The 12585-nt window shown below is 38.9% G+C and carries 8 protein-coding genes; 4 read left to right on the top strand and 4 right to left on the bottom strand.

Annotated elements, in window-relative coordinates:
- Window positions 1-564 precede the first annotated feature (564 nt).
- Window positions 565-2058, bottom strand: a complete 1494-nt coding sequence (gppA, locus tag AAEY55_RS11100) for a guanosine-5'-triphosphate,3'-diphosphate diphosphatase (RefSeq protein WP_011326842.1) — start codon at window positions 2056-2058, stop codon at window positions 565-567.
- Window positions 2059-2103: 45 nt separating this feature from the next.
- Window positions 2104-3381, bottom strand: a complete 1278-nt coding sequence (gene rhlB, locus AAEY55_RS11095; protein ID WP_041454311.1) for an ATP-dependent RNA helicase RhlB — start codon at window positions 3379-3381, stop codon at window positions 2104-2106.
- A 91-nt stretch (window positions 3382-3472) separates the two neighbouring features.
- Here rhlB and trxA point away from each other — a divergent pair, with 91 nt between their 5' ends.
- Both trxA and rho read left to right on the top strand, forming a co-directional pair.
- On the top strand, window positions 3473-3799 hold the full coding sequence (trxA, locus tag AAEY55_RS11090; RefSeq protein ID WP_011326840.1) for a thioredoxin TrxA: 327 nt from the start codon (window positions 3473-3475) through the stop codon (window positions 3797-3799).
- Window positions 3800-3985: 186 nt separating this feature from the next.
- Entirely contained in the window at window positions 3986-5245 is a 1260-nt protein-coding gene (rho, locus tag AAEY55_RS11085) for a transcription termination factor Rho (RefSeq protein WP_011326839.1), read from the top strand.
- 99 nt (window positions 5246-5344) lie between these two features.
- Here the strand turns inward: rho and AAEY55_RS11080 are convergent, their stop codons facing one another.
- The gene (locus AAEY55_RS11080) at window positions 5345-8170 is read right to left on the bottom strand and encodes a tetratricopeptide repeat protein (RefSeq protein WP_350551291.1); all 2826 of its coding nucleotides are present in this window, start codon (window positions 8168-8170) and stop codon (window positions 5345-5347) included.
- 77 nt (window positions 8171-8247) lie between these two features.
- On the opposite strand from AAEY55_RS11080, the gene AAEY55_RS11075 reads away from it, so the two are divergent.
- Window positions 8248-8832 carry a DNA-J related domain-containing protein gene (locus tag AAEY55_RS11075; protein ID WP_182677597.1) on the top strand — a complete coding sequence of 195 codons (585 nt, stop codon included), beginning with the start codon at window positions 8248-8250 and terminating at the stop codon, window positions 8830-8832.
- A gap of 30 nt (window positions 8833-8862) precedes the next feature.
- Here the strand turns inward: AAEY55_RS11075 and dbpA are convergent, their stop codons facing one another.
- Complete coding sequence (dbpA, locus tag AAEY55_RS11070) at window positions 8863-10251, bottom strand: ATP-dependent RNA helicase DbpA (RefSeq protein WP_011326836.1); 1389 nt, start codon at window positions 10249-10251, stop codon at window positions 8863-8865.
- Between the two features lie 184 nt (window positions 10252-10435).
- Between dbpA and AAEY55_RS11065 the strand changes: the two genes are divergently transcribed.
- Window positions 10436-12511: a TonB-dependent siderophore receptor gene (locus AAEY55_RS11065; RefSeq protein WP_011326835.1), complete on the top strand. Its 2076-nt coding sequence runs from the start codon at window positions 10436-10438 to the stop codon at window positions 12509-12511.
- The last annotated feature ends 74 nt before the right edge of the window (window positions 12512-12585 follow it).

Below are 12585 nucleotides of genomic sequence, written 5' to 3'. Positions count from 1 at the left end.
CGTTCAATCTGAGCCATGATCAAACTCTTCAATTAAAAAGTTTTATGTCTTTCGACAGCTCAATGAATTCTGAATTTATTTTAATATCTTTCGATATTGAATTGACTGTGCCGAAGCAACTTATAAATAAGTTACTTCTGTTGGTCACTCAGTTTTCAATTGAGACTCTAATTTGTTTGCCTCGCTACCTAAGTAGATTGGCTGTTAGAACTCAATCTGTACGAGTGCCCACACAGATGATTGCTTTATATTGTTAAAGAACGTTGCGGAAATAAAGTAAAACTTTATTTCGCTAGGGCTGCGCATATTACGCTTTCCTATTTTTTTGTCAACACTTAAATGTAAACTTTATAAAAATCTAAATTTAAGTTTTACTCGACTCACTGATTGACTCTTGCCTCGCTAAGCGTTGCTGTCTGCCGTCTCAGTGGGGTCGCATTATAGGGCGCAGCCAGTTTTACGCAAGCGTTTTTTAAAGAAAACTTAAAATAAAACGCTGTTCGCTTGATATTTAAACCAAGTGGTTATTTTAAACACTAAAAAGGCCCTTATGGGCCTGTTTAGTTAATTTACTATGAGCTTCCAGCCAAGTTTCGCTTGCTGCTTAGATTCTTGTTGCAGCTCGCTTGCCATTAATGGATGGTTTTTCAACCAGTCATTTTCAAACTGCAGATTTAAGACATCGTCTTTAACAGTTATCGCAAACTCAGGGAGTACATCATCTTGGCGACGCATACATAAAATGACAGCTATACGTATTAGTCTTACTAAATACTGCGCAAGTACACTATTTGCACCAAGAGAATCAAAATAGCCTTTTTGAAGATCAGAGCGATGCCCTTTAGCTACCGCAACAATGACTTTATGCTCTGACTGCGAAAAACCTGGCATTTCAGTATTTTTTAAAATATAAGCACTGTGTTTGTGATACTGCTTATACTCTATCAATAAACCAATTTCATGAAGCTGTGCAACTGCCGTTAATAAAGGCAACCCATTAAGTGCTTTTATTGGCCAGCTTTCATTTACTTCTGATGCTAAGTTTAATACGAGACTGGCGACGCGGCTAGCTTGCTTTTGATCAACATGGTAACGATCGATAAAGCCATCGATTGTACGTTTACGAATATCGCTATTATGCAGCTCTGGTAGCATGCTGTATAAAACACCCTCACGCAGTGCTCCACCTGCTAATCCCATTTTTTCGATCTCGAGCGATTCAAATAATGCAATTAAAATGGCAAGCCCTGATACAAATACTAAACGGCGATCTTCACTTAGCCCTGGTAGGTCTAATGCGGCAATCGTTTTATAAGCGATTGATTGCTTTTTGATAGTGTAGAGTTTTTCAAGGGTTAATAGCTCATCTAGGTTTTGCGCTATCATGATTTCTTGAATTGCTTGTACTGTACCCGAAGCACCTGAGGCTATTTGCCAGCCTTTAACTTTATACTCTGATGCAATTTCATCAATGACAGTACGTGCGGCTTTTATTGCGGTGTTAAAGTTTGCATTGCTTAATTTGCAATCTTTAAAATAGCGCTCTAGGTAGGTAACACACCCGATGTTCAGGCTTTTGTAAAGTAATGCATCAAAGTTCTTACCAATAATCACTTCAGTGCTAGCACCACCAATATCGATAACAAGCTGACTACCGGTACAAGATGAGGTATGAGCAACGCCTTTATATATAGTGCGCGCTTCTAGTTCGCCGCTAATGACATTAACTTTATGACCGAGGATTTTTTCTGCTTGCGCTTTAAATACATCAGCATTACTAGCTAAACGTAATGTGGCGGTGGCAACTATAGTGATATTTTGTTTAGGGATGTCTTGTAAGCGCTCAGCAAATAACGCTAGGCACTCCCATCCTCTATGCATTGCTTCTGAGCTTAATACATTGTCTATATCAAGCCCTGCAGCTAACCTTACTTTGCGTTTAACACGACCTATGGTTTGCAGGCCGCCAGCTATTGATTTAGCAATAAGCATATGAAAGCTATTTGAACCTAAATCAATAACTGCATATACATTTTTTTGCGGTTTAAGTTGCCCCACCGTTCAAAAACCTCTAATTACTATTACAGTTAAACTAACGGTCGTTTATGACCGTCCTTTTTGATAACTATTATTTGGGCGACGTCCGCTGTTGTTACTGCGATTACGTGGGCCTGTAGAAAAGTTACGCTTTCTATGAATAGTAGGTTTAGTTAAATCATCCAGTAATGCTGTTTTATCGTAATGTGATAAAGGAATACTGTGATCTATATACTCTTCTATTTCATGCAAGTTATAAGCATATTGTTCGCATGCAAAACTAATAGCGTGACCAGACGCGCCAGCGCGGGCTGTACGGCCAATACGGTGTACGTAATCTTCGCAATCATCTGGTAAATCAAAATTAAATACATGGCTTACTTCAGGAATATGTAGACCACGTGCTGCAACATCTGTTGCCACTAAAAAGTCTAAGTCGCCTTTACTAAACTCAGCTAAAATTGATTGACGTTTTTTCTGATTTACGTCACCGGTAAGCATGCCAACCCGATGTCCATCGGCTTTTAACCAGGCATATACGGTTTCACAACTATGCTTAGTGTTAGCAAAGATAATGGCTTTTTCAGGCCACTCTTCTTCAATTAACGTCAGCAGCAGCTTAATTTTATCTTCTTGTGAAGGATGAAATAGCTCTTCTTGAATGCGTTTACCGGTTTTTACGTCTGGTTCAATTTGTACGTGCTCAGGATTGGTCATATGTTCAAACGCAAGTTCTTGTACACGATACGATAGCGTTGCAGAGAATAATAAATTTAAACGCTTTGATGTATCTGGCATACGGTGGAACATATAACGAATATCTTTGATAAAGCCCAAATCAAACATACGATCTGCTTCGTCAAGCACGACTACCTCAATTTCATTAAGGGTGTAACAGCCTTGCTTATACAGATCAATTAAACGACCTGTAGTACCAATTAAAATATCAACGCCTTTTTCTAGTTGTGCACGTTGTTTTTCGTAATCTTCGCCACCATATACTAAACCTAAGTTAAGATTACAGTGCGGCGCTAAAATTTTTGCATCTTTGTGTATCTGAATCGCCAGCTCCCTTGTAGGGGCCATGATCAGGGCTCTTGGATGTTTACTAGGGGCTTTGCTAGATTGTAATAACCGATGGCACGTGGCAGTTAAAAACGCCAACGTTTTGCCTGTACCTGTTTGTGCTTGGCCTGCGATATCGCGACCCTCACAAATAAAAGGTAGGCATTTAGCTTGAATGGGTGTGCAATATTCAAACCCACTTTCGGTTAAACCGGCAACCACTTCCGGTGCAATAGCAAAGTCTGAAAACTTTTTATCGGTCAAATGTGTCTTAGTCATAGCGTTTAAGCATAACGTTTAAACTTGCAATAAGAAACAAGAGTGTTTAAATACGCACTAAATATTTCGCCTAACTAAACCGGAGAGCGCAATGAGCGAGAAAATAATCCAAATTACTGACGATAGCTTTGAAGCTGACGTATTACAATCAGACAAGCCTGTACTAGTAGACTTTTGGGCTGAGTGGTGCGGACCTTGTAAAATGATCGCCCCTATCCTTAGTGAAGTTGCTGAGGAATTTGATGGTCGCGTTACCATAGCTAAACTTAATATCGATCAAAATGCGGGTACACCGCCTAAATTTGGTATTCGTGGTATCCCTACATTACTTCTTTTTAAAGATGGCCAAGTTGCTGCAACTAAAGTTGGCGCACTTTCAAAAACTCAATTAATCGAGTTTTTAGAAAACAATCTTTAAATTTAAACAATAAAAAAAGGGCTTAATGCCCTTTTTTTATTATTTTTTTGTATAAACACTGGACGCTGTGTCAATGAGCTGCTAGTTTATAAAGCCAACTAATCCTTAGTTATATTCAACAAACCTCACTCAACGATCAAACAAAGCGATTTTGAGTATGACAACTGTAATAAAGAACCCACCAATATGCATTTACGCGAACTAAAAGACAAATCTATAAAAGAGCTTGTAGACTTAGCTGAGTCCATGGGGCTCGAAAACGTAGCCCGCTTAAGAAAGCAAGATATCATTTTTGCTATTTTAAAATCACATGCCAAAGGCGGAGAGAATATCTTCGGTGGCGGTGTATTAGAAATTTTGCAAGATGGTTTTGGCTTTTTAAGATCATCAGAAGCCTCTTACTTAGCTGGCCCAGATGACATTTATGTTTCACCTAGCCAGATTCGCCGTTTTAGTATGCGTACTGGCGATTCAATCTCAGGCCTTATTCGTCCACCTAAAGACGGTGAGCGTTACTTTGCTTTACTTAAAGTAAATGAAGTTAACTTTGATAAACCTGAAAACTCTCGCACTAAAATTCTTTTTGAAAACCTAACACCACTGCATGCAAACGAACGTTTTCGTATGGAACGCGGTAACGGTAGTAAAGAAGATATTACAGCCCGAGTACTTGATTTAGCCTCTCCTATTGGTCGTGGTCAACGTGGTTTATTAGTAGCACCGCCAAAAGCGGGTAAAACCATGCTACTACAAAATATTGCGCAATCGATTACTCACAATCACCCAGATGCAACATTAATGGTATTACTAATTGATGAGCGTCCGGAAGAAGTAACCGAAATGCAGCGTCTTGTAAAAGGCGAAGTAATTGCATCAACATTTGATGAACCTGCTTCTCGCCACGTACAAGTAGCCGAAATGGTTATCGAAAAAGCAAAACGTTTAGTAGAGCATAAAAAAGATGTTGTTATCTTACTTGACTCAATCACACGTTTAGCCCGTGCTTACAACACCGTTATTCCATCATCTGGTAAAGTACTTACCGGTGGTGTTGATGCAAACGCACTCCATAAACCGAAACGTTTTTTTGGTGCTGCACGTAATGTTGAAGAAGGCGGCAGCTTAACAATTATTGCTACTGCGCTTATTGATACCGGCTCTAAAATGGATGAAGTTATCTACGAAGAGTTTAAAGGTACTGGTAACATGGAACTACATCTTAACCGTAAAATTGCGGAGCGACGTGTATTCCCAGCTATCGACTTTAACCGCTCAGGCACTCGCCGTGAAGAATTACTCACAAAACCAGATGAGCTACAAAAGCTGTGGATTTTGCGTAAAATTGTTCATGACATGTCAGAAATTGACGCAATGGAATTTTTAATTGATAAATTATCGATGAGCAAAACCAACGATGAGTTTTTTGATTCGATGAAACGTCAGTAATTCCATATAAGTTTTAAAGCTTATAAAAAAACGCCTAACAATTGAATATCAATTATTAGGCGTTTTTATTTGCCTGCAAAAAAGTAGCGCTGTACCGCTTTAACCATGCTCATTGTAGTGCAAAAATAAGGCTTGTAATTTATCAACTAACACTGCAATTTTTTGTACTTCTTCTGGGCTTTTACACGCATCATCTAACGCTTTTGCAGCGTCTGCAATATCGCACAACTTAAACATTTGTGCTGCCCCTAAAATACGATGGCTATCTTTTTGTAACGCAACAAAGTCGCCACTATTAAAGTGCTGGCTAATTAACTCACTTTCTATTGATAAGCTTTGTTTGAAACTAGTCACTAAGTCACTCATATCTATATTTACGCTTGTGCTGTTTTGCTCATTTTTTATTGATGCGATATGCTCAGCTATAGTGCTATAAAACTTCTCTTTATCAATTGGTTTAGCTAAGTAATCAGTAAAACCAAGTGCTAAATACTGCTCGATCTCATGGCTCATTGCATTGGCCGTTAAGGCAAATATTGGCTGCTCATAACCGCACTGCCTGAGCAACTCAAAAGCAGTAATGCCATCCATAATAGGCATTTGAATATCCAACAGCACAAAATCAGGATACTCTTTTAAACATTGCTCTACAGCTTGCTCGCCATTTTCAACTGCAATAACGTCAAGTCCCATGGCGCGTAAATAACGGCTTATTAATCTGCGATTATCGTCATGATCCTCAGCAAGTAACACTTTAGCGCTTAGCGCTTTATAGTCACCATTTATATTGTCTTTAGCTGTAACTGCACATTCGCTTTTATCTACTGGTACGCACGGTACAAAGAATGAGAATTGACTGCCTTTTTTAAATTCGCTTTGCACACTAATATATCCCCCCATCATGGCAGCTAGTTGTTGTGACAAACTAAGTCCCAAACCAGTACCACCAAAACGACGGCTAATACTATTATCTGCTTGGCTAAAACATTCAAAAATAAGCTTTAGCTGCGCTGTATTCATACCTATTCCGGTATCTTTTACCGTAAGCACTAGCCCTTGCTCGGTATTATTGGCCACAATCGTAACTTGGCCACTGTGAGTAAACTTAATTGCATTAGCACACAGGTTTATTAATATTTGCTTTACTCGGGTTAAATCAAGCCTGGTATACAGTTCATTACCGAGTTGGTTGTCAAATACCAAGGATAAGTTTTTGGCTTTTGCTTGTACGCTAAACATCCCATGTATGTCATTCAGCACTTGTATAATATCAAAACAAGAAATAGACAGCTCCAATCGATTTGCTTCTATTTTACTTAAATCGAGCACATCATTAATTAAACTTTTTAAATGATCGCTTTGACGCTGAATAACTTTGAGCTCATCTTGTAACTGCTCAGGCTCATACAAACCATTAATTAAGTCGTCGGTTTGACCCAAAATAGCGGTAAGTGGAGTGCGAATTTCATGACTTATATTTGCTAAAAACTGACTTTTAACATCGTTTGCTTCGCGCAACTCTTGCGCCACTGTTTGTAATTCTAACGTGCGTTGCTCTACTTGCTCTGTTAATTGTAATTTTGCATTACTTTCTATTCTGCGACGATAAATTGCAATAACTGTAATTAAAATAAGAATTGCCACAATGCTAAGCAAAATAGTTAACTGTGAACGTTTTGCAATTTTTAATTCTTGTAAGCTACGTTCTTGCTTAAGCTGATTAATTTCTTGATTTAACTGATTTGACTGGAACTGAGACTGAAATGCGCTTAGCGCCTTCATAACTTCTTCGCTGGTCATGCTACGTTGATAGTCTTCAAATTGTTGATATAACTGAATCGCTCGCCTGTAATCGCCGGCCCCCGCACTTAATAATGCCTCTAAACCTAAGCCATCTTTCACGCGTAATTGATCTTTATATTGATTGGCCAGTATTATTGATTGTTCTAAGTTTTGTTTAGCGGTATCTATATCACCCATCACTAATTGCACTTTCGCTAAAACTTGTAACGAAGCTAACAGTAATGATTGATTATCAATTTGCTGAGCATATTTTTGAGCGGCCTTAGCATGATACAAAGCTGCATCCAGTTCATCTAATTTTAAGTTTATATTTGCTAAGTTAGTATGCTGAACTGACAATTGATAAGCATCTTTTATACTTTTATAATAGCGTAAAGCTAATTGGTAATAATGTAGTGCTAATTGATTCTGACCAGACTCAGTATAGGCAACTCCCATGTTGCCATGAACACGAGCTATACCTTCTTCATCGCCTAGCTGCTGAAACACATCTAGCACTTCACGGTAGATTTCTCGTGCCGAATCATAACGAGATAAACGAATGTATATTCCGGCAATATTATGAAGTATATCAGCCTTGTCTTTTGCGCTTCCTTCTTTTTCATAAAGGGCTTTTGCTTGTTGATAATAATCTAAAGCAAGGTCTAAGCTATGCATATTAAAATATGCCAAACCAATATTACTTAATAAATTAGCTTGTTTTAATGGGCTCTTTAAGTGGACAGCTAAGTTTAAAGCGCGGTTATAATTAATAATGGCTTGTTGCAATAAACCTTGAAAATATTGTACTACACCTTGCATTTTAACTGCTCTAAAGTGTAACTCTGGCAATTTTTCAAATGTACTTTCTTGCTCTAGTAGCTGATAGTAATGTAATGCTTGAGTATAATTAGTTTGCTCAAATGCAAGCTCAGCTAGACTAGAATAAATAACAACTACTTGTTGGTTTGAAAGTTGTGTAGTAAGTAACTCGGTTGCTAACAGTTGTTTTTCTGACCATTCATTGGTCAGTTTAAATTGTTCAAAAAGTATTGTTTGTTGCTGTGCATTACCTTTTTGAGAAAAAATGCCCAGTACAATAATAAAGCAAATAAATAATAGGCGCTTAAATTGATCCAGCATAATTTTCCTTGGAATTTGGTTAGCAGCAAAAGCTATGATAATTTACCCAAGATACACTAATAACTAGATTGTAAACAATGCTTAACCCACTGATAGATGAGATTTTTGAGTTACTTTTGCAAAAGAAAGTATGGATGGTACATACTTTAGCAGCAGAATTACAACAACGTAAAATGATTAACACGCTTGATGTTGCCCCTGATCGTGATTTATTCAAACGTAACTTTTTAATTATGAACGCGCTTTATCAGCTACAGCAGCAAATTATGCCTAAGCAGCAACTCCTTATTAGTGGTTTACAAATACAACTTATTACCACAGCCAGTAACACCCTCATAAAAAATACCGATCCGCTACGAGACTACTACCTTGATTGGCAAAACTTTGAAACCTCTAGCGCCGAAATCAATACTCTTTTAACCCAGTTTTGGCAGCGTTTTACCAAACACAGTAAATCTGCACAAATAATAGATCTAGACACTCATAAACAGCTATTAATAAAGTGGCAACTATCTCAGCAAAGCACGCTAAAAGAAGTACAAAAGCGTTGGCGGCAACTGGCGTTACAGTGTCACCCTGATAAAGCAGTTGGTAATGCAGAAAAATTTAAACAGTTAAAGGGTGAATATGAGCAGCTTAGGGCAAGCTGCTCAGTAGATTAGTAATTATTGAATTAGTTATTCAATACACTATTAGCACGTAAGGCGACGAGCGCGTATTTTACGGCCTTTAATATTGCCTTCGGTTAATTTACGCAGTGCCGGTTTTGAAGAATTACGCTCTACGGCAACAAACGCAACGTTGTCGAGTACGTTTATTTTACCAACTTGACGCCCCGCAATACCGTCTTTACCGGTAAGTGCACCTAAAATATCACCTGCGCGTACTTTTTGCTTTTTACCAGAATCAAGCATTAAGGTTACCATTTCTGGTTTGTATGGTGGTTTTTCTAATAAGCTAAACGATGGCATTGGCTCTGGGATCACATCGCGCTCATAATGGTCACCAATTTGTGCAATTTTAAATGCTTCTGCCTCACCATAAATAGAGCATGCAATACCCTTTTTACCCGCTCGACCGGTACGACCAATACGATGCACATGTGTTTGTGTGTCGTGAGCTAAGTGATAGTTAATCACCATATCCATATCGTCAATGTCTAAACCACGCGCGGCCACATCGGTTGCCACTAGTATTGATGCACTTTTATTAGAAAAATGAATTAACGTACGCTCACGATCACGCTGCTCTAAATCACCATGTAAAGATACCGCACTAAAGCCTTCATCAACTAAATCATCACACAATTGCTGTGTTTCTACTTTAGTATTACAAAACACGACACAGCTTTGCGGGGTAAATTTAAGCAGCAATAATTTAAGTGTTGGGTAACGTTGTTTATTGTTATCCATTTTATAGAAGTATTGCTTAATAGTGCTTTTAGCTTGCTCTTCTTCTACCTTAACCATTACTGGATTGCTAAGCACACGCTTTGCAACAGCTTCTATTGCACGTGGAAACGTAGCGCTAAATAGTAATGTTTGGCGGTTAGTAGGAATACGCTCAATAATTGCATCTAAGGTATCTTGAAAACCCATATCTAGCATTTGGTCGGCTTCATCTAATACGAGCGTTTCTACATCATCTAAACGCAAAGTACCTTTACGAATATGATCGTCAACTCGCCCCGGTGTACCAACAATAATATGTGCGCCATGTTCAAGTGAGCCAATTTGTGGACCAATTGATACACCACCACATAAAGTAAGTATTTTAATATTATGGATGCCACGCGCTAATTTGCGCATTTCTACAGCTACTTGCTCTGCCAACTCACGTGTTGGGCACAATACTAAAGATTGAATACGAAAACGTTTTACGTTTAATTTAGCCAATACGCCTAAGCTAAACGCCGCAGTTTTACCTGACCCCGTTTTTGCTTGAGCAATAATGTCTTTTCCAGCCAGTACTGGCGGTAAACTTTGCGCCTGAACAGGTGTCATGTGGGTGTAGCCGAGTGTTGATAAGTTATCAACTAACCCAGAAGGTAAAGCCAAAGATGAAAAAGCAGTTGTGGTCACAGTAAATCCCAATACAAAAAAATAACATGGGGAAAAGCCCCACTCAATATGCTGCTAATAATAGCAGAATTCCTAATTGGCAACCATTAAGCATTATAAAAAAACACACTAAAAGGCATTGCAAATGATACTGGTTTTCATTAAGATTAACTCAGCATTAATACTATCAACCCGGAAACAACTAATGAAACTAAGCCCACTTTTTATCGCACTGCTAGCAAGTACTACTGCGAGTGTTTATGCAAACGCAACAGATATAGAACATATAGAAGTAAAAGGAAGTTATTTTAATGACTATAAAGTAGACAATGCTAATGGCGCAATGAGAACGTCAGCTTCGTTACTTGATACCGCACAGTCGGTTACCGTTATTACCGACACCATAGTAAATGAACAACTCGCAACTACGTTAGGTGAAGTACTTACTAACGATGCCAGCTTAACGCCAGGTTCAAAGCAACGTAACCGTGAAGTATTTAATTTACGTGGGTTTGAACTGAGTTCATCTACAGGTTACTTGCGTGACGGCCATCAGCACTGGTCGCACTACCAACAACCTATCGAAATATTACAACAAGTTGAAGTTATTAAAGGCCCATCAAGTATTTTATATGGCCAATCGGGTCCTGGTGGCTTGGTTAATATGGTCACTAAAAAACCCACGTCACAAACATTATTTAAAGCCAGTGCCGATGTTGATCAACATGGTTCAACTCGCTTTATGCTGGATGCGGGCGGTGCACTTACTGAGTCGGAAGATTTACGTGCTCGCGGTATTTTAGTAAAGCAAGATGTTGATTATTGGCGTGAATACCAAAATGGTGAAAACCGTGAACGCGATCGCTTTTTAGGTGCATTAATTGTTGATTACGATATTAGCGATAACGCCTTAGTACGCGTACATTACGACCGCACAGATGACGAAGCCGGTTTAGATACGGGTGCCTGGATTGATAGTAATGCCAATGTAATTGGCGACGATAAAACAATTCGCGATATGTCTTGGGCGTTTACAGATATAACGGTAGAAAACCTAGGTGTTGACCTAGAAGTGTTTTTAACCGAAAACTGGCAAGTAAAACTTGGTTACAACGAGCAAACATTTGAGCGTCAACGCTTTGAGTCAGCACCTCGTAAACCAAGTAACTTTATCGAAGGTGATAGCTACGCGTCACGCCCTTACGATCGTTTTGATGATTGGCAGTTTAAAACCGCCTTTGTTGACTTTATTGGTGAATTTGAAACCTTTGGTATTCAGCACCAATTTTTAATTGGCGCAAATTCGCTTGATTATTATTATGGCCAATTAAAAACTAATGCCGAATCATTTGACTTTAGCGCCGGGCAAAACGAACCATTTCGCCCAGCTATAAGCTATAAAACAGATGACACTGTTAGCTCATCTGCTTATGACTATTACGGTATTTACATGCAAGATCTCATTTCGTTCTCACCAGAATGGCAGTTATCTTTAGGCGGTCGTTACGACAAGCAAAGTAAAGAAAATAGTAATAATGAATCGTTTGTTCCTAAAGTGGGTGTGCTATATCACCCTAATGCCTCGGCCACTATTTACGCTAGTTACTCTGAAGGTTTTGAGCCGCAAAACGAAACGCTAGTAAATACAAACGATGTTAATAATGGCATGAAGCTCGATGCGATTACCTCTGAGCAAAAAGAAATTGGTATTAAATGGCAGCTGTTTGACGATCGATTAATGCTCAGTGGCGCATTATTTGATATTAGCAAAACAGGCACTTTAGTGAGCGAAGATCTTGTAAACCCTGTTGATAATATAACCAGCATCACTACTCAAGCTGGCGAGCAGCGCCATAAAGGCTTTGAATTAGCGGCGCAAGGTGCAGCAACTGATCGCTTATTTGTAATGGCATCAACTATGTACTTAGATGCCAACTACGAGCGCGACGCAACATTGCAAGGTAAGCGCCCTACCGATGCCCCTAAATGGTCTGCATCACTTTGGACGCGTTATGAATTAAACGACGTAATTGCATTAAACGCAGGTGCATTTTACGAAGGCGAACGCTTTGCCGACAATGCCAATACCGTTACTAAAGATGCCTACACCCGCGTAGATGTGGGTGCAACGTATAAAATAAACTTAAACAATACCGACGTTAACTTACGCCTAAATATTGAAAACTTATTTGATACAAACTACCTAGCAGGCGGTGGTTTAAATAATGTAACCATAGGTGAAGGCGCGAGCGTACGCTTAGCAGCACAATTTAGCTTTTAATTAATACAGCCCATACACATTTAACTGTATGGGCTTATTTAACTATACGGTTGTTAAACAGGCAATAATTGTAA

This window comes from Pseudoalteromonas sp. 120-MNA-CIBAN-0494 (genome assembly GCF_040308885.1).
Taxonomy (GTDB): Bacteria; Pseudomonadota; Gammaproteobacteria; order Enterobacterales; family Alteromonadaceae; genus Pseudoalteromonas; species Pseudoalteromonas nigrifaciens.
Note: the sequence above shows the minus strand (reverse complement) of the source record. Positions and strands in the feature narration are given on the sequence as shown.